The organism is Rehaibacterium terrae (genome assembly GCF_014202935.1).
Taxonomy (GTDB): Bacteria; Pseudomonadota; Gammaproteobacteria; order Xanthomonadales; family Xanthomonadaceae; genus Rehaibacterium; species Rehaibacterium terrae.
Window position 1 is genome coordinate 212662 of sequence record NZ_JACHHX010000003.1, and the last position, 19085, is coordinate 231746.

The 19085-nt window shown below is 70.7% G+C and carries 15 protein-coding genes, 1 pseudogene and 1 riboswitch; of the genes and pseudogenes, 8 read left to right on the forward strand and 8 right to left on the reverse strand.

Going from position 1 to position 19085, the window contains the following annotated elements; genetic code table 11:
- Nucleotides 1–12 precede the first annotated feature (12 nt).
- The 4 genes from ubiE to hslV form a co-directional block, all read right to left on the reverse strand.
- Nucleotides 13–813 (reverse strand): bifunctional demethylmenaquinone methyltransferase/2-methoxy-6-polyprenyl-1,4-benzoquinol methylase UbiE, encoded by an 801-nt coding sequence (ubiE, locus tag HNQ58_RS03425; protein WP_183947382.1) that lies wholly within the window; start codon nt 811–813, stop codon nt 13–15.
- 39 nt (nt 814–852) lie between these two features.
- A complete protein-coding gene (locus HNQ58_RS03430) occupies nt 853–1212 on the reverse strand; it encodes a gamma-butyrobetaine hydroxylase family protein (RefSeq protein WP_183947383.1) in 360 nt (119 codons plus the stop codon).
- Between the two features lie 185 nt (nt 1213–1397).
- Nucleotides 1398–2723 carry an ATP-dependent protease ATPase subunit HslU gene (gene hslU, locus HNQ58_RS03435; protein WP_484573256.1) on the reverse strand — a complete coding sequence of 442 codons (1326 nt, stop codon included), beginning with the start codon at nt 2721–2723 and terminating at the stop codon, nt 1398–1400.
- Nucleotides 2724–2823: 100 nt separating this feature from the next.
- On the reverse strand, nt 2824–3360 hold the full coding sequence (gene hslV, locus HNQ58_RS03440; protein WP_183947385.1) for an ATP-dependent protease subunit HslV: 537 nt from the start codon (nt 3358–3360) through the stop codon (nt 2824–2826).
- A 349-nt stretch (nt 3361–3709) separates the two neighbouring features.
- Between hslV and HNQ58_RS03445 the strand changes: the two genes are divergently transcribed.
- From HNQ58_RS03445 to HNQ58_RS03455, 3 genes are read left to right on the forward strand one after another with little or no spacing between them, the layout of a single operon-like run.
- On the forward strand, nt 3710–3910 hold the full coding sequence (locus HNQ58_RS03445) for a zinc-finger domain-containing protein (protein ID WP_183947386.1): 201 nt from the start codon (nt 3710–3712) through the stop codon (nt 3908–3910).
- Nucleotides 3911–3931: 21 nt separating this feature from the next.
- Nucleotides 3932–5038, forward strand: a complete 1107-nt coding sequence (locus HNQ58_RS03450) for a glycosyltransferase (protein ID WP_183947387.1) — start codon at nt 3932–3934, stop codon at nt 5036–5038.
- Nucleotides 5019–6224 (forward strand): O-antigen ligase family protein, encoded by a 1206-nt coding sequence (locus HNQ58_RS03455; RefSeq protein WP_183947388.1) that lies wholly within the window; start codon nt 5019–5021, stop codon nt 6222–6224. The genes HNQ58_RS03450 and HNQ58_RS03455 overlap by 20 nt, the downstream gene beginning before the upstream one ends.
- Here HNQ58_RS03455 and lpxL read toward each other — a convergent pair whose 3' ends face one another.
- Complete coding sequence (lpxL, locus tag HNQ58_RS03460) at nt 6225–7139, reverse strand: LpxL/LpxP family Kdo(2)-lipid IV(A) lauroyl/palmitoleoyl acyltransferase (RefSeq protein WP_183947389.1); 915 nt, start codon at nt 7137–7139, stop codon at nt 6225–6227.
- 220 nt (nt 7140–7359) lie between these two features.
- Here lpxL and waaA point away from each other — a divergent pair, with 220 nt between their 5' ends.
- A complete protein-coding gene (waaA, locus tag HNQ58_RS03465; protein WP_183947390.1) occupies nt 7360–8658 on the forward strand; it encodes a lipid IV(A) 3-deoxy-D-manno-octulosonic acid transferase in 1299 nt (432 codons plus the stop codon).
- Nucleotides 8659–8683: 25 nt separating this feature from the next.
- Here the strand turns inward: waaA and HNQ58_RS03470 are convergent, their stop codons facing one another.
- The 3 genes from HNQ58_RS03470 to HNQ58_RS03480 all read right to left on the reverse strand — a co-directional run bounded on the left by HNQ58_RS03470 (nt 8684) and on the right by HNQ58_RS03480 (nt 11689).
- Nucleotides 8684–10096: a TolC family outer membrane protein gene (locus tag HNQ58_RS03470; RefSeq protein ID WP_183947391.1), complete on the reverse strand. Its 1413-nt coding sequence runs from the start codon at nt 10094–10096 to the stop codon at nt 8684–8686.
- 23 nt (nt 10097–10119) lie between these two features.
- Nucleotides 10120–10773, reverse strand: a complete 654-nt coding sequence (locus HNQ58_RS03475; RefSeq protein ID WP_183947392.1) for a protein-L-isoaspartate O-methyltransferase family protein — start codon at nt 10771–10773, stop codon at nt 10120–10122.
- Between the two features lie 262 nt (nt 10774–11035).
- Nucleotides 11036–11689: a TetR/AcrR family transcriptional regulator gene (locus HNQ58_RS03480; RefSeq protein WP_183947393.1), complete on the reverse strand. Its 654-nt coding sequence runs from the start codon at nt 11687–11689 to the stop codon at nt 11036–11038.
- Between the two features lie 100 nt (nt 11690–11789).
- On the opposite strand from HNQ58_RS03480, the gene HNQ58_RS03485 reads away from it, so the two are divergent.
- The 4 genes and pseudogenes from HNQ58_RS03485 to HNQ58_RS13320 all read left to right on the forward strand — a co-directional run.
- Nucleotides 11790–12893 (forward strand): efflux RND transporter periplasmic adaptor subunit, encoded by a 1104-nt coding sequence (locus HNQ58_RS03485; RefSeq protein ID WP_183947394.1) that lies wholly within the window; start codon nt 11790–11792, stop codon nt 12891–12893.
- 10 nt (nt 12894–12903) lie between these two features.
- A complete protein-coding gene (locus tag HNQ58_RS03490; protein WP_183947395.1) occupies nt 12904–15963 on the forward strand; it encodes an efflux RND transporter permease subunit in 3060 nt (1019 codons plus the stop codon).
- A gap of 167 nt (nt 15964–16130) precedes the next feature.
- Nucleotides 16131–16229: riboswitch (TPP riboswitch) on the forward strand.
- Between the two features lie 65 nt (nt 16230–16294).
- A complete protein-coding gene (gene thiC, locus HNQ58_RS03495; protein ID WP_183947396.1) occupies nt 16295–18175 on the forward strand; it encodes a phosphomethylpyrimidine synthase ThiC in 1881 nt (626 codons plus the stop codon).
- A 182-nt stretch (nt 18176–18357) separates the two neighbouring features.
- Nucleotides 18358–18856, forward strand: a pseudogene (locus tag HNQ58_RS13320) (transposase); the annotation flags it as partial.
- Nucleotides 18857–19085: the final 229 nt, after the last annotated feature.

The following is a 19085-nucleotide window of genomic DNA, read 5'->3' on the forward strand; positions in this document are numbered from 1 at the left end:
CAAGGCGGTTGCTCAGGCCTTGCAGCCGCTGTGGATCGCGACGATGCCGCCGGACAGGTTGCGGTAGCCGCAGCGGGAGAAGCCGGCCCGCTCCATCATCGCCTTGAGCGCATCCTGCGGCGGATGCCGGCGGATCGATTCGGCGAGGTAGCGGTAGCTGTCGGCGTCGCCGGCGAACAGCCGGCCCAGGCGCGGCAGCACCTGGAAGGAGTGGAAGTCGTAGATCGGCCGGAACCAGGCCGGCCTCACCTCGGAGAACTCCAGCACCAACGCGCGGCCGCCGACCTTGAGCACGCGCTGCATCTCGCCCAGCGCGGCCTGCTTGTCGGTGACGTTGCGCAGGCCGAAGGCGATGGTGACCGTGTCGAAATGGCCGTCGGGGAACGGCAGCGCCTCGGCGTTGAGCTGCACGTAATGCAGTCCGCGCACCAGGCCGCGGTCGGTGAGCCGGTCGCGGCCGACCCGCAGCATGTCGCCGTTGATGTCGCCCAGCACCACCTCGCCGGTGTCGCCGACGCGTTCGTGCAGCAGTGCGGCGATGTCGCCGGTGCCGCCGGCGAGGTCGAGTACCCGGTCGCCGCGGCGCACGCCGGCGGTGGCGACGAAGTAACGCTTCCACAGCCGGTGGATGCCGAACGACATCAGGTCGTTCATCAGGTCGTAGCTGCGCGCGACCGAGCTGAACACCTGGCCGACCAGCCTCTGCTTCTCGGCGACCGGCACCTCGCGGAAGCCGAAGTGGGTGGTGTCGGTGGCGTGGCCGTCGGCGTGGCGGTCGGCGCGGCGGTCGGTGTGGGGGGCGTTGGCGTTCATGCCGCGATTATCGCACCGGCCGGCGCGGCCCGGCCGTGCTCAGGGATCACGCGACAGGCCCGCGGCCTGCAGTGCCTTCAGGTAGCCAGCCCAGCGCGTGTCGTACTCGCGGCCGAGCGTGTACAGGGTCTGCCAGCTGTAGATGCCGCTGGCGTGGCCGTCGTCGAAGCGCAGCAGCACCGCGTAGTGGCCGACCGGCTCGATGGCGGCGATGTTGACGTCGCGTTTGCCGGCCACCAGCACCTTCTGCCCGGGGCCGTGGCCCTGCACCTCGGCGCTGGGCGACTCCACCCGCAGGTATTCGCAGGGCAGGCGGAACACCGCGCCGTCGTCGAAGGCGACCTCCAGCACGTGCGAGGCGCGATGCAGGGTGATGGCGGTGGGGTGTGGCGCAGTCATGTCGGAGCCTTGTGCGGTGGGCGGCTTCAGCCGTGACCGGGAAAACCTGAGGAGTGAGTGAAGAGGAGTGAGAAACGAGGAAAAATGCCGGCTCGTCGAGTCCCGTGCTCTCCCTCGCCGCGCCCGTCTTCACCTGTGCCCCGCCTTCCGGCCGCGACCCAGGCCGCTCCCACAGGGGTGGCGGGTCAGAGGATGTAGCGCGACAGATCGACGTCCTGCACCAGGCCGCCGAGGTGCCGGTCGACATAGGCGGCGTCGATGGTCACCTGGTCGCCGCTGCGGTCGGGCGCGACGTAGGAGAGTTCGTCGAGCAGCCGCTCGAGCACGGTGTGCAGGCGTCGCGCGCCGATGTTCTCCTGGCGCTCGTTGACCTGGAACGCGATCTCGGCGATGCGTTCGATGGCGTCGGCGGTGAATTCCAGTCCGACGCCCTCGGTGCCCAGCAAGGCCACGTACTGCCTGGTCAGCGCGTTGTGCGGCTCGGTGAGGATGCGCACGAAATCCTCGCGGCCGAGCGCACCCAGCTCGACACGGATCGGGAAGCGGCCCTGCAGCTCCGGGATCAGGTCGGACGGCTTGGCCAGATGGAAGGCGCCGGAGGCGATGAACAGGATGTGGTCGGTGCGCACGCTGCCGTACTTGGTGCTGACCACCGAGCCCTCCACCAGCGGCAGCAGGTCGCGCTGCACGCCCTCGCGCGAGACGTCGGCGCCGACGCCCTCGCCGCGCTTGGCGACCTTGTCGATCTCGTCGATGAAGACGATGCCGTTCTGCTCGCAGGCTTCCAGGGCCTGCTGCCGGATCTCGTCCTCGTTGACCAGCCTGGCGGCCTCCTCCTCGATCAGCAGCGGACGTGCGGCACGGATCGCCAGCGTGCGGGTCTGCGACTTCTGTCCGCCGATCTGCGAGAACAGCTGCCTGAGCTGCTGGCCCATCTCCTCCATGCCGGGCGGGGCCATGATGTCGACGCCGACGCTGAGCGAGAACTCCAGCTCGATCTCGCGTTCGTCGAGCTCGCCGGCGCGCAGCGCGCGGCGGAGCTTGGCGCGGGTCTCGGTGTCGCCGCCGTCCTGCTCGATCTCGCGGATGAAGCCAGGACCACGCCGCTTGGGCAGCAACGCATCGAGGATGCGGTCCTCGGCGCGCTCCTCGGCCTGGGTGCGCACCCGCGCCTTGGCCTGCTCGCGGAACATCTTGACCGCCGAGTCGGCCAGGTCGCGGATGATCTGCTCGACGTCCTTGCCGACGTAGCCGACCTCGGTGAAGCGGGTGGCCTCGACCTTGACGAACGGTGCGTTGGCCAGCGCCGCCAGGCGGCGCGCGATCTCGGTCTTGCCCACGCCGGTGGGGCCGATCATCAGGATGTTCTTCGGCATCACCTCGTCGCGCATGGCCGGGTCGAGCTGCATGCGGCGCCAGCGGTTGCGCAGCGCGATGGCGACCGCGCGCTTGGCGGCGTTCTGCCCGACGATGTACTTGTCGAGCTCCTGGACGATCTCTCGTGGGGTCATGTTCATGGTCGCGGACGGGAATGGGACACCGGGAGCCGGGAGCGGGAAGAGCGGGATGAAGCGAGAGGCGGGCCTGCCCTGCCTTCATCGCTGCGGGACATCACAACTCTTCGACCGTGATGTTGGTGTTGGTGTAGATGCAGATGCTGCCGGCGATCTTGAGCGCTTCCTCGGCGACGGCGCGGGCTTCGAGCGAAGTGTGGCCGAGCAGGGCGCGCGCCGCGCTGAGCGCGAACGGGCCGCCGGAGCCGATGGCGATCAGGCCGTCCTCGGGCTCGATGATGTCGCCGTTGCCGGAGACGATCAGCGAAGTGTCGCGGTCGGCCACCGCCAGCAGCGCTTCGAGCTTGCCCAGCCGGCGGTCGGTGCGCCACTGCTTGGCCAGCTCCACCGCGGCCCGCACCAGCTGGCCGCCATGCTTGTTCAGCTCGGCCTCGAACAGTTCGAACAGGGTGAAGGCATCGGCGGCGGCGCCGGCGAAGCCGGCCAGCACCTTGCCGTCGGCGAGGCGGCGCACCTTGCGGGCATTGCCCTTCATCACCGTGTTGCCGAGCGTGACCTGGCCGTCGCCGGCGACGACGACGCGGCCGTTGCGGCGGACCGAGACGATGGTGGTGGCGTGGAAGGTGTCGCGCATGGGGCCTCCGCTGGCATGAGATCCTTCAGTGGGGGCGGACGATGGCGGCCACAAGGCCCGCCCAAGGTCATGGCGGGAAGACGCGATCGTCTGCCGGAGACCGACGGCCCGACGGCCCGACGGCCAAGGCTGCCGGCGGGTGCAGCCGATGCCCGGGTCCCCGGGAGCGGCGCCGGCCGCGAGCGGCAGAGGCGCGGCGTTTCCGGTCGCCGCCTGCGGCACGGGTGGAGCTGGCGGCCAGTGGGCACGATACGCCCGCCAGGCCACCTCCTCCCGCCGCCGTCCGGAGCCTCGGATCCCCGCCCCGGCGCTATAATCCGCCTCCCGTTTCCGAAGACCCGTCGCCGTCATGACGCAGACCGATTCCAGCCTCCGCCAGGCCAACGCCGAGCGCGTGTACGAGGTCTCCCGCGCCGACCTGCCGCTGAGCTGCCCGATGCCGTCGATGGCGCTGTGGAACTCGCATCCGCGCGTCTACCTGCCGATCGAGGCCGAGGACGGGCGCAGCACCTGCCCGTACTGCGGCGCGCAGTACGTGCTGAAGGACTGACCGGCCACGGGCGCCCCGCGCGTGCGCCGGCTCACCGTCATGCAGCTGCTGCCGGCGCTGGAGTCCGGCGGCGTCGAGCGCTCCACCCTCGAGATCGCCGCCGCGCTGGTCGCGGCCGGGCACCGTTCCATCGTCGTTTCCGCCGGTGGCCGGCTGCAGGCCGCACTGGAGGCGGGCGGCAGCGAGCACGTCAGGCTCGATATCGGCCGCAAGTCGCTGCTCACGCTGCGCCATGTGCGCACGCTGCGGCGGCTGTTCGGCGACCTGGCGCCGGACATCGTCCACGCCCGTTCGCGGCTGCCGGCCTGGCTGGCCTGGCTGGCCGTGCACGGCATGCGCGGGCGTCGTCCGCATTTCCTCACCACCGTGCACGGGCTGAATTCGCCTTCGCGCTACAGCCGCATCATGGCGCGCGGCGAGCGCGTGATCTGCGTGTCGCGGACGGTGCGCGAGTACCTGTTGCGCCACTATCCCGACACCGACCCGGCGCGGCTGTGTGTGATCCCGCGCGGCATCGATCCGGCCGAGTTTCCGCGTGGCTTCACGCCCGAGGCGGAGTGGCTGGCGCGCTTACGCGCCGAGTTCCCGCAGCTTCAGGGCGGCCGCCTGCTGCTGTTGCCGGCGCGCGGCACGCGGCTGAAGGGCCATGCCGAGGCGATCGCGCTGCTGGCCGCGCTGCGCGGTGCGGGCATCGACGCACGGCTGTGGCTGCTGGGGGCGCGCGAGGCGGGACGCGAGCGTTACCTCGACCAGCTGCGGGCGCAGGCGCGCCGGCTCGGCGTGGACGACGCGCTGGCGATCGACGCGCCGCGCAGCGACATCCGCGAAGCCTATGCGGTCAGCGACCTGGTGCTGCAGCTCTCCGCCAAGCCGGAGGCGTTCGGGCGCACCGTGGTCGAAGCGCTGGCGAGCGGCCGGCCGGTGCTGGGCTGGGCGCACGGCGGTGTCGGCGAGCTGCTGGGCGAGCTGTATCCCGCCGGCGCCGTGGCGCCGGGCGATGCGGCGGCCCTGCACGCGCGGGCGCGGACGCTGCTGGCCGCGCCGCCGTCCCCGCCGGCGGCGATTCCGTATACGCTCGCGGCCATGCAGCGCGCCACGCTCGAACTGTATGAACGCCTCGCCGGCTGAACACGCGCCGCGCTGGCCGGCCTGGACGCTGCTCGCCTTCGTGGCGTTGTGGCCGACCGGTGCTCCGGCCGAGGCGGTGCTGGTGCTCGGCGGGCTGGCTGCGTTGCTGGCGCTGGCTTCCCGCCGCGCTGCGCTCGCGCCGGAGGCGATGGCGCTGTGCAGCCTGTTCTTCCTCGCCTACTGGCTGCCGCAGCTGTTCTCGGCCGTCGATGCGCTCGACGCGCGCCGCGCCTGGCACGAGGTGATCGTCGATCTGCGCTACCTGCCGTTCCTGTGGCTGGCGGCGCTGGCGGTGGCGACGCCGCGCCTGCGCCGGCTGACATTCTCCGGACTGGCGGCGATCGCCACGCTGTGGTGCCTCGACGGGCTGGTGCAGGCGGTGACCGGCTTCAGTCTCGGCGGCGAATCCAGCGTGCGCCTGACCGGCATTTTCGGCGCGCACAATCCCAAGCTCGGGCTGGTGCTGGCGGCGCTGTCGCCGTTCACGCTGTACGCCGCGCATGCGCGTTACGGCCGCCTGGGCTGGAGTGCCGCCGCGCTCGCGCTGATCGTGGTGGTGATGCTGGCCGGCGCGCGTGCGGGCTGGCTGATGCTGGCGCTGGCGCTGTCGGCGACCGGCTGGCGGATCTTCGGCCTGCGCGGCGTGCTGCTCGGCGGCGCGGTGGCAGCCGTGTTGGCGGTCGGCGCCGGCGCGCTGTTCTCCGAGCGCCTGGCGGAGCGCCTGGAGCGTACCGCCGCCGTGTTCGACGGCGCGGCCGGCGGCCTCGACCACGCGCTGTCCGGGCGGCTGGTGATCTGGGAGGCGGCGCTGCGGATGCTGGCCGATTACCCGGTCAACGGCGTCGGCGTGCGCGGGTATCGCGTCGCCTATCCCGATTACGCGCCCCATGTCGAACAGGCCTGGGGCGAGGGCGAGGCGCTGCACGCGCACCAGTGGCTGCTGGAGGTGGCGGCCGAGACCGGCCTGCTCGGCCTGGCGCTGTGGTTCGCCGGCATCGCCTTCGGCCTGCGCGCGTGGCGGCGCGCGGAGGCGGCGGCGCGCGCCCGCGCCCGTGCGCCGGCGCTGGCGCTGGTGCTGGTGCTGTTCCCGCTCAACACCCACCTGGCGGTGTATTCGACCTTCTGGGGCGGCACGGTGCTGCTGCTGGCCGGGCTTTACGCCGGCGCGCTGCTGGCGCGGCGCTGATCAGTACACCGGCGCCGCGCCCGGCGGCCGCCGTTTGAAGCGGCGATGCACCCACAGGTATTGCGCCGGCGCCTCGCGTGCCATCGCCTCGATGGCGGCGTTGACGCGGGCGGTGTCGGCGACCGGGTCGTCGGAGGGGAAGTCCGCCAGGGCCGGCGCGATGCGCAGGAGGTAGCGTCCGCCCTGGCGGCGGTGGAAGAACGGCACCACCGCCGCGCCGGTCAGCCGCGCGAGCTGATGGGTGGCGGTGATGGTCGAGGCCGGGATGCCGAAGAACGGCGCGAACACGGTGTCCTTGCCCTGCATGTCCTGGTCGGGCGCGTACCACAGCAGGCCGCCCTGCTTGAGGTGGCGCACGCTGGCGCGCAGCTCGTCCTTGGTGAACATGGCGCTGGCGTAGCGCAACCGGCCGCGCTTGACCGCCCACTCCATCGCCGGGGAGTCGTGCCGCCGGTACATGCCGGCCAGCGGCACGTGGTCGCAGAGCAGCCGGCCGCAGAGCTCCAGGGTGGTGAAGTGGCCGGACACCAGCAGCATGCCGCGGCCGCCGGCGCGGGCGGCTTCCAGGTTTTCCAGTCCCTCGATGCGCACCGTGCGCCGCATCGGCGTCACCGAGCCCCACCAGGCGCGGGCGAACTCGAACAGGCCGACGCCGAGCGCGGCGAAGTGCTCGCGCAACAGCCTCGCGCGGGCCTGCGCATCGAGCTCGGGGAAGCACACCTCCAGATTGCGCGCGGCGGCGCGGCGGCGCGTGCCGGCCACGGCGTGCAGCAGCGCGCCCAAGGCATGCCCGAGGCCACGCTGCAGCGGCCAGGGCAGGCGCGCGAGCAGCCACAGCAGGCCGATGCCGAACCAGGTCGGCCAATGGCGGGGAGACAGGGGGGGCGGTGGCAGGGATGAGGACGACGATGCCATCGCGGCATTGTAGGGGTTCCGCGCGCCGGATCAGTGTGGGGCCATGCGGCGATGCGTGAGCGGGCGCACCGGTGCGAGCCGGGAGCCATTCCGGGGATGTCTCCGGAGCCAGGACCGACATGGACTCCGGCCTGCCCTGGATGACGAGGCTTCGATGCGCTTATCCCCAGTCCCGAGTCACGCCGTTCCTCGCATCGTCGCCGGCGGCTATCCTTCGCCGATGCAAGAACCCCTCGGCCTGCGCCTGCTGCGCGCCTTCTACTCCCTGGTGCTGCGGCTGTTGATGCCGCTGATGCTGCTGCGCCTGGCGTTGCGCGGCCTCGACCAGCGCGACTACCTCGCCCGCTGGGGCGAGCGCTTCGGCCGCTTTCCCGACCACGGCCTGCGCGACACGATCTGGGTGCACGCGGTCTCGGTCGGCGAGACCAACGCCGCCGCGCCGCTGCTGGCGGCGCTGCGCGAACGGTACCCGGAGCGGCGCATCGTGGTCACCTCGATCACCCCCACCGGCTCGGCGCGGGTACGCAGGCTGTGGGGCGACTCGGTCTTCCACGTCTATCTGCCCTACGACCTGCACGGGCCGGTGAACCGCTTCCTCGACCGCGTGCGGCCGGCGCTGGCGGTGATCATGGAGACCGAGATCTGGCCGAACCTGTTCCACGCCTGCCGGCTGCGCGGCATTCCGGTGGTGGTGGCGAACGCGCGCCTGAGCGAGAAGTCGCTGCGCGGTTACGGGCCGGTCCGCCCGCTGGTGCGCGAGGCGATCCGCAGCGCGGCGCTGGTCGCGGCGCAGTCGGCGCCGGATGCGCAGCGGTTGATCGCGCTCGGCGCCGACCCGGCGCGGCTGCACGTGGTCGGCAACCTCAAGTACCACCAGGGCGTGCCCGAGGGGCTGGAGGCGGCGGCGGCGGCCTGGCGCAGCGTCTGGGGCGCGTACCGGCCGGTCTGGGTGGCGGCCAGCACCCACGAGCAGGAAGAGCCGCTGGTGCTGCGCGCCCACGCGCGGGTGCGCCAGCACTTCCCCGACGCGCTGCTGCTGTGGGCGCCGCGCCATCCCGAGCGTTTCGCGCAGGTGATCGAAGCGGCGCGCAGCGCCGGCCTGGTCACCGCCTGCCGCAGCCAGGACGAATTGCCACGGCCGGACACGCAGTGCTTCGTGATCGACACGCTCGGCGACCTGATGAACTTCTACGCCGTCTCGGACGTCGCCTTCGTCGGCGGCAGCCTGCAGGCGATCGGCGGTCACAACGTGATGGAGCCGGCGGCGCTGGGCGTGCCGGCGCTGGTCGGCCCGCACACCTTCAATTTTGCCGAGGCGACCGCGATGCTGGCCCGCGAGGGCGCGCTGCATGCGGTGGAGGATGCCGATGCGCTGGCGCGGGAACTGATCCGGCTGCTCGGCGAGCCGGGCGTGCGGCAGGCGATGGGCGAGGCCGGGCGGCGTGTGGTCGAGCACGAGCGCGGCGCGCTGGCGCGCACGCTGGCGCTGATCGAGAACGTGTTCCCCGCCGCCCGCTGAGGCGCGGGCGGCGGGCCGCGGCGGCTTACTCGGTGACGGTGTCCAGTGCGGCTTCGGCGTCGGCCACCAGCAGGCGGTTCACCGACTGCACGTCGCCGATCTCGATGTTGCCGGCGGCCTGCTTCAGGCGCAGCCCGTTGACCAGGAAGCCGTGACGGGCGCGGGCGTATTCGCGCTGCGCCTGGTAGAGCTGCTGCTGGCTGATCAGCACGTCGACGATGGTGCGGGTGCCGACCTCGAAGCCGGCCTCGGTGGCCTCCAGCGCGCTGCGCGCCGACACCAGCGCCTGCTGGCGGGCGTCGATCTCGCTCAGGCCGGCCAGCAGCGAGCGGTAGGCGTTGCGGGTCTGGCGGATCACCGCGCGCTGCTCCTGCTCGTACTGGTCGGCGATCGCGTCGCGGCTGTGGATCGCCTGGCGCACCCGGGCCTGGGTGGCGCCGCCGGCGAACAGCGGCACGGTCAGGGTCAGGCCGACGGTGGTGTTGTCGCGCGCGCTGGTGGAGGGGAAGGTCACGGTGTTCGAGGTGGTCTCGCCCCAGGTCGCGGTGTCGAAGCGGCGCACCGAGGCGCTGAGTGTCGGCAGATGGCCGGCGCGGGCGGTGCCGATGTCGTGGTCGGCAGCCTGCAGCGCCAGCAGGCGCGAGCGCAGCGCCGGATTCTGGCCGAGTGCCAGCTTCACCCAGGCTTCGGCGTCTTCCGGCGTCGGCGCGGTCGGCCGGAAGTCCGGCCCCAGGCCCTTGAGGCCGTACAGGGCGCGGCCGGTGATCTCGGCCAGCGCCTCGCGGGCGTCGTCCAGGGCGGTTTCGGCGGAGATCGCGGCGGCACGGGCGCTGTCGTGGCGGGCGCGTGCCTCGTGCACGTCGGTGATCGGCGACAGGCCGACTTCAAGGCGCTTTTCGGCCTGGTCGAGCTGGCGCTTGACGGCGCGCTCCTCGGCGCGGGCCGAGGCCAGCGTCTCGATCGCGGTGAGCACGTTGAAGTAGGCCTCGGCGACGCGAACCATCAGCGCGTGGTTGGCGGCCTCGTAGTCGGCGGCGGCGCGGTCGGCGCGGGCGCGGCTGGCGCGCAGGCCGGTGTAGTTGCCGTGGTTGTAGATCGACTGCCGCAGGGTCAGCGTGTAGCTGCGGGTGCGGTCGTCGCTGCTGCCGCTGCTGGGGCCGAAGCCGACCGTGCCGTCGGGATTGGGACGGGCACTGATGCCGCTGCTGTCGCCCTCGAAGTCGGAGAGGCTGGCTTCACCGTCGATCTGCGGCAGCAGACTGGCGCGCGAGATGTTCACGCCTTCGCGCTGCGACAGCATCTGGCTCTCGGCGGCGGCCAGCTGCGGGTCGCTCTGGCGGGCGAGGTCGTAGGCCTGCATCAGGTCGGCCGCGCCGGCGGTGCCGGCGACGGTGCCCAGCAGGATGGCGAGGCTGAGGGGGCGGAGGCGGAAGCGCATGCGGGTTCCTTTCGTCAGCGGGATCAGAGGGTGAAGCGCTTCACTGGCGCGGCACCCTGCAGGTAGGGGAGGTCGGTTTCGAACAGGCTCTCTTCCGCCCAGCGCTCGCCATGGCGCACCAGGCGCACGGCCTCCTGCACCGGCGAGTGGCCGCGCACGACGAACAGCCGGCCTTCCGGCCGCACCCATTCGAGGAAGCGGGGCGGAATTTCGGCCACCGCTCCAGTCACACAGACCGCGTCGAACTGGTGGCTGGGGTCGTACGCCAGCGCGTCGGCCGTCTCCAGCCGCACGTTGGTGATGCCGTCGGCGAGCAGCCGCTGGCGCGCACGTTCGACGAAGTCGGCGTGGATGTCGATGCTGGTCACCGCGCGCGCCAGCCGCGCCAGACAGGCGGTGATGAAGCCCGAGCCGGTGCCGATCTCCAGCACGTCGTCCTCGGGGGCGAGATCGAGCGCCTGCAGCATGCGGCCTTCGACCACCGGCTTCATCATGAACTCGCCATGCTCCAGCGGCAGTGCCAGGTCTGCGAAGGCAAGCTTGCGGTAGCGCGGTGGCACGTAGTCCTCGCGCTTGACCACGGACAGGGTCTCAAGCACGCGCGGGTCCAGCACCTCCCAGGGCCGCACCTGCTGCTCGATCATGGCGTGACGGGCCTGCTCGAAATCGATTGCCATCTGGCGCAAATCCTTGATGCGAAAAGACGCAAGAGTTTACGTCCGGGAGCCGGCACGGGAAAGCGAAGCTTCCGTCAGGCCCCGTACGCCGCCGTAGTGCCGGAGGTCATCGTGACCATCGGCCAGGGGGCGGGACGGGCGGCGAAGGACGGGAGCGAGTCTAGGCATCGGGCGACGGCATGGAACGGGGGCTGGCGGGACAGTCTTTCCTTGGCTCTCGACGGCGTGGCCTCCGGATGCCGGCGGGCACGCCATGGTTGCGTCAGCGGCGGTTGCCGGCCGGCGCGTGCGCCCGCACGAACAGGTCGACCACGCTGTGCAGGTGTGCCTCGGCCGCTTCCGCCGACAGCGGTTCGCAGCAACCGATCAGCACGCGCAGATGGTTTAGGCCCTTGATCAGGCAAAAGAAATGCTCGGCCGAGCGAACCGGGTCGGGCACGTCGAGGGCGCCGGCATCGTGGGCATGGCGCAGCAGGGCCTCGAATTCGGCCAGGGTGCGGCGCGGGCCGGCCTCGTAGAACAGCTTGGCCAGCTTGGGGCTGTCCGGCGCCTGCGCGGCCATGATCCGGTGCAGGCGTACCGCCTCGTCGCTGGTCACCAGGCGGTGGAAGCGGCGGGCGATGGTCAGCAGCACCTCGCGGATCGGGCCGGCATCCGGGCCGAGCTCGAACACCGCGTGCGGCAGCATCTCCTCGCACTTGGCCTTCACCGCCTCGGTGAACAGGGTGTCCTTGTCGGTGAAGTGGCTGTAGACGGTGAGCTTGGAGACGCCGGCCTCGGTGGCGATCGCGTCCATGGTGATGCCGTCGTAGCCGTGGCGGGGGAACAGGCGCTTGGCGGCGTCGAGGATGGCCTGGCGCTTCTCCAGGTCCTTGGGGCGGCCGGGCCCGGCGGGTTTGGCACGTGGCTTGGGCATCACTGTTCCGTGGCAGGCAAATAGTGGACTGTCTGGTCTTGTAATTATACTATACCCGGCGGTTCAATTTCAGTTCCGTGCGGAACGCGAGGAAATCCCGATGTCCAGACATCCGCTCCACGCGGGCGCGGCGATGGCGCTGGGCCTGCTGCTGGCCGCCTGCGGCAACGGCAACGGCGAAGTCGAGCCGGTGCGGCCGGCGATGGTCGTGCAGCCCGTGCCGACGGCCGCGGCGTTCGAGTCCTTCGCCGGCGAGGTGCGTGCCCGCCACGAGCCGGCGCTGGCCTTCCGCATCGGCGGCAAGGTGGCGCGCCGTCACGTCGAGGTGGGCGACCGCGTGCGTGCCGGTCAGGTCTTGGCCGAGCTGGACCCGGAAGATGCGCGCCTGCAGGTGGAGGCCGCGCGGGCCCAGCTCGATGCGGCCGAAGCCGATCTGGAACTTGCCCGCGCCGAGCGCGAGCGCTACCTGGCTTTGGTCGGGCAGCAGCTGGTCAGCCGCTCGCTGTTCGAGGCCCGCGACAACGCGTTTCGCGCCGCCCAGGCGAGGGTCGAGCAGACGCGCGCGCAGTACGAGGTGGCGCGAAACCAGGCCGGTTACACGCGACTGGCCGCACCAGCCGACGGCGTCATCGCGCAGCGCCTGGTCGAGGCCGGACAGGTGGTGGCGGCGGGTCAGACGGTGTTCGTGCTGGCGCAGGACGGCGAGCGTGAGGTGGTGATCAGCCTGCCCGAACAACGGGTCGGGCAGTTCGCCATCGGCCTGCCGGTGACGGTGGTGTTGTGGTCGCGCGAGAACGAGCGCTTCCCCGGCACGCTGCGCGAGCTGGCGCCGGCGGCCGACCCGCAGTCGCGCACCTTCGCCGCGCGGGTGGCCTTCACCGCCGACGCGGCGGTCGAGCTCGGCCAGAGTGCGCGGGTGTATGTCGCACGCAACGGCCAGGTCGAGTTGACGGTGCCGCTGTCGGCCATCCATGCCGAGGATGGCGCGCCGTTCGTGTGGCGGGTGGATCCGGCCAGTAGGCGCGTACGGCGGGTGGCCGTCGACCTCGGTCCCTACGGTGAGGACCGGGTGCCGGTGCGCGCCGGTCTGGAACCGGGTGACTGGATCGTGGCGGCCGGCGTCCATCTGCTGCGCGAAGGCCAGCAGGTCAGGCCGGTGGACCGCGAGAACCGTGAGGTCGCCCTCGTCGCCGGTCAGCCCTGAGGTCCGCGTGATGGAACGCTTCAACCTGTCCGAGTGGTCGCTGCGCAACCGCGGCCTGGTGCTCTACGCCATGCTGCTGCTGGCGGTCACCGGGGTTTACTCCTACCTGCATCTGGGGCGGAGCGAGGACCCGCCGTTCACCTTCAAGGCGATGGTCGTCCGCACGCTGTGGCCGGGCGCCAGCGCGGAAGAAGTGGCGCGCCAGGTCACCGAGCGCATCGAGAAGAAGCTGATGGAGACCGGGCGCTACGAGTTCATCCGCGCCTATTCGCGGCCGGGCGAGTCGCAGGTGATCTTCGTGGCGAAGGATTCGCTGACTTCGAAGGATCTGCCCGATCTGTGGTACCAGATCCGCAAGAAGGTCGGCGACATCCGCCACACGCTGCCGCCGGGCGTGGTGGGTCCGTTCTTCAACGACGAGTTCGGCGACACCTTCGGCAACATCTACGCGCTGACGGCGGACGGCTTCGACTACGCCACCATGAAGGACTACGCCGAGCGCCTGCAGCTGGAGCTGCAGCGGGTGCCGGACGTGGGCAAGGTCGAGCTGATCGGCCTGCAGGAAGAAAAAATCTGGATCGAGCTGTCGAACACCAAGCTGGCGACGCTCGGCGTGCCGCTGGCCGAGGTGCAGCGCGCGCTCGACGAGCAGAACGCGGTGCTGCCGGCCGGCTTCTTCGAGACACCCACCGACCGCGTGCACTTGCGGGTATCGGGCCGGTTCGAGTCGGTGGAGGCGATCGGCGAGTTCCCGATCCGTGTGGCCGGCCGCGATTTCCGCATCGGCGACGTGGCCGAGGTGCGACGCGGCTTTTCCGACCCGCCGGCGCCGCGCATGCGCTTCATGGGCGAGGACGCCATCGGGATCGCGGTGGCGATGCGCGACGGCGGCAACATCCTCCAGCTCGGAAAGCGGCTGGAGGCCGAGTTCGCGCGCCTGCAGGAGACGCTGCCGGTCGGCATGAGCCTGCACAAGGTGGCCGATCAGCCACGCGCCGTGCGCGCCTCGGTCGGCGAGTTCGTCAAGGTGCTGGCCGAGGCGGTGGCGATCGTGCTGCTGGTGAGCTTCTTCTCGCTGGGTTTTCGCACCGGGCTGGTGGTGGCGGTGACGATCCCGCTGGTGCTGGCGATGACCTTCGCCGGCATGCACCACTTCGGCATCGGCCTGCACAAGATCTCGCTCGGCGCGCTGGTGCTTGCGCTGGGTCTGCTGGTGGATGACGCCATCATCGCGGTGGAGATGATGGCGGTGAAGATGGAGCAGGGCTGGGACCGGCTGAAGGCCGCGGCCTTCATGTGGAAGGCGACCGCCTTCCCGATGCTCACCGGCACGCTGGTGACGGCGGCCGGCTTCCTGCCGATCGCCACGGCGGCGTCGAGTACCGGCGAGTACACCCGCTCGCTATTCCAGGTGGTGACGCTGGCGTTGCTGCTGAGCTGGATCGCGGCGGTGGTGTTCGTGCCGTATCTGGGCGACAAGCTGCTGCCGGACCTGACCAGAAAGCCTGGCGGCGGGCAGGGCGGCCACGACCCGTACGCGACGCCGTTCTACCGCCGCTTCCGCGCCCTGGTCGAGTGGTGCGTGGACCGCCGCATGCTGGTGATCGCGATCACGGTGGCGCTGTTCGTCGCCTCGGTGGGGCTGTTCCGCTTCGTGCCGCAGCAGTTCTTCCCGGCCTCGACGCGGCTGGAGCTGCTGGTGGATCTCAAGTTGGCCGAGGGCAGTTCCCTGCGTGCCACCGAGGCGCAGGCGCGCAAACTGGAGGCGCTGCTGCGGGAGAAGGAGGGTATCGAGAACTACGTGGCCTATGTCGGCACCGGCGCGCCGCGCTTCTATCTGCCGCTCGACCAGCAATTGCCGCAGGCCAGCTTCGCCCAGTTCGTGCTGCTCACCCGCGACATCGAGGCGCGCGAGCAGGTGCGGGCCTGGCTGATCGAAACCCTGGCGGAGCATTTCCCGGACTTGCAGACCCGGGTGACCCGGCTGGAGAACGGTCCGCCGGTCGGCTACCCGGTGCAGCTGCGTGTCTCCGGCGAGCACATCCCGGAAGTGCGGCGACTGGCGCGCGAGGTCGCCGACGTGCTGCGCGCCAATCCCCACGTCACCAACGTTCATCTCGACTGGGAGGAGCCGAGCAAGGTCGTGCGCCTGCAGCTCGACCAGGCGCGTGCCCGCGCGCTAGGCGTGAGCTCGGCGGCGTTGGCCAGGTTCCTGCAGGGCTCACTGTCGGGCACGCCGGTCAGCCAGTACCGCGAGGACAACGAGCTGATCGAGATCCTGTTGCGCGGCCCGGAGGCTGAGCGCACCAGCCTGAGCCTGCTGCCCAGCCTGTCGGTGCCCACCGCCAGTGGCCGCAGTGTACCGCTGAGCCAGATCGCCACGCTCGAGTACGGCTTCGAGGAAGGCGTCATCTGGCACCGCGACCGCCTGCCCACCGTCACCGTGCGCGCCGACATCTATGGCAAGGCGCTGCCGGCCTCGGTGGTGGCCGAGATCGCGCCCAGGCTCGATCCGGTCCGTGCCGCGCTGCCGCCGGGCTACCGGCTGGAGATCGGCGGTACGGTGGAGGACTCGGCGCGCGGCTCGCGCTCGGTCGCCGCCGGCATGCCGCTGTTCCTGGTGGTGGTGTTCACCCTGCTGATGATCCAGCTCAAGAGCTTCGCGCGCTCGCTGCTGGTGTTCCTGACCGCGCCGCTGGGCCTGATCGGCGTGACGGCGTTCCTGCTGATCGGACGGGTGCCGTTCGGCTTCGTCGCCATGCTCGGCACCATCGCACTGTCGGGCATGATCATGCGCAACGCGATCATCCTGGTGGACCAGATCGAGCAGGACATCGCCGCCGGCAGCCCCCCCTGGCAGGCCATCGTCGATGCCACCGTGCGCCGCTTCCGGCCGATCGTGCTGACCGCGCTGACGGCGGTGCTGGCGATGATCCCGCTGTCGCGCAGCGTGTTCTTCGGGCCGATGGCGGTGGCGATCATGGGCGGCCTGCTGGTGGCCACCGCGCTGACCCTGCTGTTCCTGCCGGCGCTGTACGCGGCGTGGTTCCGGGTGCAGCGTGCGGCGTGACGGGGAGACGCTTTTCGCCGAGGGTCGGCGCGGATCAACGCGGATCCGTCATGGAATGGATGTGGGCGCACCGAGGTGCCGGCGCTGGCCGCGGCGCACGCTGACAAGTTCAATCCGTGGCCGAACCCGCCCCCCTCGCACACCCCCGCCGTCCGTGCTCCAATAGGCGCCTGAAGCGGGGGTGCCCACGCGCAGCGCGGGCTGAGACAGACCCTTCGAACCTGATCCGGCTGATACCGGCGTAGGGAAGCTTCGCTGCCGGGCCGTGTGCCCGCGCACCGGCGCGCCCGCTTCGTCCCGCTCACGACGAGCTCATTGCAGGACGAACGCCATGAATGCCGTGCCCACCGAGCTGCTGCGCCAGGCCGCGCAGCTTTCCGAATCCGTCACCCGCCCGATTCCGGGGTCGCGCAAGATCCATGTCGTCGGCTCGCGTCCGGACCTGCGCGTGCCGATGCGCGAGATCGCGCTCGGCGACACCCCGCGGGTGTTCGGGGCGGAGAAGAACGCGCCGTTCACCGTCTACGACACCTCCGGCCCCTACACCGACCCCGAGGCGAAGATCGACCTGGCGCGCGGCCTGCCAGCGGTGCGGGCGGACTGGATCGCCGAGCGCGGCGACACCGAAGTGCTCGCTGGGCCGAGTTCCGAGTTCGGCCGTCGTCGCGCGGCCGATGCGAAGCTCGACGCGGTGCGCTTCCCCAACCTCGCCGCGCCGCGTCGCGCGCGCGCCGGCGCCAACGTGACCCAGATGCACTATGCCCGCCGCGGCATCGTCACGCCCGAGATGGAGTTCATCGCGATCCGCGAAAACCAGCGCATCGAGGCGATCCGCGAGGCGCATCTGCTGCGCCAGCATCCGGGTGAACGTTTCGGCGCGAACATTCCCGAGCGAATCACGCCCGAGTTCGTGCGCGACGAGGTCGCGCGCGGCCGCGCCATCATCCCCTGCAACATCAACCACCCCGAGAGCGAGCCGATGATCATCGGCCGCAACTTCCTCACCAAGGTCAATGCGAACATCGGCAACTCCGCGGTGTCCTCGGGCATTGCCGAGGAGGTGGAGAAGCTGGTCTGGGCGATCCGCTGGGGCGCGGACACGGTGATGGACCTGTCCACCGGCAAGCACATCCACGAAACCCGCGAGTGGATCATCCGCAACTCGCCGGTGCCGATCGGCACGGTGCCGATCTACCAGGCGCTGGAGAAGGTGGACGGCAAGGCCGAGGAGCTGACCTGGGAGATCTTCCGCGACACCCTGATCGAGCAGGCCGAGCAGGGCGTGGACTACTTCACCATCCACGCCGGCGTGCTGCTGCGCTACGTGCCGCTGACCGCACGCCGCGTCACCGGCATCGTCAGCCGCGGCGGCTCGATCATGGCCAAGTGGTGCCTGGCGCACCACAAGGAAAATTTCCTCTACACCCATTTCGAGGAGATCTGCGAAATCATGAAGGCCTACGACGTGGCCTTCAGCCTTGGCGACGGCCTGCGTCCCGGCAGCATCGCCGATGCCAACGATGCCGCCCAGTTCGCCGAGCTCGAAACCCTGGGTGAGCTGACCAGGATCGCCTGGAAACACGACGTGCAGACCATGATCGAAGGCCCCGGCCATGTGCCGATGCAGCTGATCAAGGAAAACATGGACAAGCAGCTGCGCGAGTGCGGCGAGGCGCCGTTCTACACGCTCGGGCCACTGACCACCGACATCGCGCCCGGCTACGACCACATCACCAGTGCCATTGGCGCGGCCATGATCGGCTGGTTCGGCACGGCGATGCTCTGCTACGTCACGCCCAAGGAGCACCTGGGCCTGCCCAATCGCGAGGACGTGCGCGAGGGCCTGATGGCCTACAGGATCGCCGCCCATGCAGCCGATCTGGCCAAGGGCCACCCCGGCGCGCAGGCGCGCGACAACGCGCTCTCCAAGGCGCGCTTCGAGTTCCGCTGGGAGGACCAGTTCAACCTTGGCCTCGACCCCGAGCGGGCGCGTGAGTACCACGACGAGACCCTGCCCAAAGAAGCGCACAAGCTCGCCCACTTCTGCTCCATGTGCGGCCCGCACTTCTGCTCGATGAAGATCACCCAGGACGTGCGCGACTACGCCAGGGACAAGGGCGTGGGCGACGCCACCGAGGCGCTGGCACGCGGCATGGAGGAAAAGGCCGCCGAGTTCCGCGCCGCCGGCGCGCAGGTGTATTCGCGCCAGTAGCGGGCCGGCCGCTCGCGATGGCGGCCGGCGCTCCGCCGTCGGAAACCCATGGAACGCCCAGCGCATGCCGGAGGTTCAGCCGCGCCAGTGGAGTGAGAAGGGGCACGGTGCTCAGCCAGGCGCGGCAGCCAGGATGCAGCGTACCGGAGCATGAACGGGAAGCGGCTGCGCCGCGCCGCCGCCGTGCCGTCTTCACCCTGCAGACGCTGCGCGCTGACGCAGGCGCGCTGGAGGGCGATGCCGGCCAGGTCGGCGGCTGCTCCCTGCATGCCGGCGTGGCCGTCGAGGCACACGACAGCCACAAGCTGCTGAGCTGTGCCGGTGCATCATGCGTCCGGCAATCAGCGAGAAGCGCCTTTCGACCAAGCTCAGGACAGGGCTTGTCGATCTCGCCGCAGGGAAGGGTGCGCTACCAGCTCAGGACGCCGTGGCGCACCGAGCGAGCGTAGCGAGTGAAGGCGCAGCGAGCACAGCGGGCGTTGCCGCGCAGTGGCCGACCGAGCGAAGCGAAGGCGTGTCGCGAAGCGACCGAACGGCACCACGCACGTCGAACGGGATCGGCTGGACTTCATCGCCAAGCTGGCGGCGCTGGTGCCGCCACCGCGCGCCTTCCTCACCCGCTTCCCCGGCATCTTTGCGCCAGACTCCAGCCTCCGTGCACAGTTGACCCCACCCGGCCGTGCGCCCGGTCGATAGAGGGCGCGCCAACCCACCCCAGGCCTAGCAGCTTGTTGAAATTCTCCCGCGCTAGAGCTTGCTTTCAAGCCCTCTGTTTGCGATATCGACCTCAGCCATAGTGAGGGTGTGGGATGCGTGGTGCAGACGTCACTCAGGAGTCGTTGTTCACGGTCGCCAAGCTTGCCGACTTCGTCCCGGCGAACCATCCGCTCCGATCCATTCGGGAGCTGGC

Coding starts and splice junctions, on each gene's coding strand:
- ubiE (WP_183947382.1), bottom strand. CDS start 813: ATGAACGCCAACGCCCCCCACACCGACCGCCGCGCCGACCGCCACGCC.
- HNQ58_RS03430 (WP_183947383.1), bottom strand. CDS start 1,212: ATGACTGCGCCACACCCCACCGCCATCACCCTGCATCGCGCCTCGCAC.
- hslU (WP_484573256.1), bottom strand. CDS start 2,723: ATGACCCCACGAGAGATCGTCCAGGAGCTCGACAAGTACATCGTCGGG.
- hslV (WP_183947385.1), bottom strand. CDS start 3,360: ATGCGCGACACCTTCCACGCCACCACCATCGTCTCGGTCCGCCGCAAC.
- HNQ58_RS03445 (WP_183947386.1), top strand. CDS start 3,710: ATGACGCAGACCGATTCCAGCCTCCGCCAGGCCAACGCCGAGCGCGTG.
- HNQ58_RS03455 (WP_183947388.1), top strand. CDS start 5,019: ATGAACGCCTCGCCGGCTGAACACGCGCCGCGCTGGCCGGCCTGGACG.
- lpxL (WP_183947389.1), bottom strand. CDS start 7,139: ATGGCATCGTCGTCCTCATCCCTGCCACCGCCCCCCCTGTCTCCCCGC.
- waaA (WP_183947390.1), top strand. CDS start 7,360: ATGCAAGAACCCCTCGGCCTGCGCCTGCTGCGCGCCTTCTACTCCCTG.
- HNQ58_RS03470 (WP_183947391.1), bottom strand. CDS start 10,096: ATGCGCTTCCGCCTCCGCCCCCTCAGCCTCGCCATCCTGCTGGGCACC.
- HNQ58_RS03475 (WP_183947392.1), bottom strand. CDS start 10,773: ATGGCAATCGATTTCGAGCAGGCCCGTCACGCCATGATCGAGCAGCAG.
- HNQ58_RS03480 (WP_183947393.1), bottom strand. CDS start 11,689: ATGCCCAAGCCACGTGCCAAACCCGCCGGGCCCGGCCGCCCCAAGGAC.
- HNQ58_RS03485 (WP_183947394.1), top strand. CDS start 11,790: ATGTCCAGACATCCGCTCCACGCGGGCGCGGCGATGGCGCTGGGCCTG.
- HNQ58_RS03490 (WP_183947395.1), top strand. CDS start 12,904: ATGGAACGCTTCAACCTGTCCGAGTGGTCGCTGCGCAACCGCGGCCTG.
- thiC (WP_183947396.1), top strand. CDS start 16,295: ATGAATGCCGTGCCCACCGAGCTGCTGCGCCAGGCCGCGCAGCTTTCC.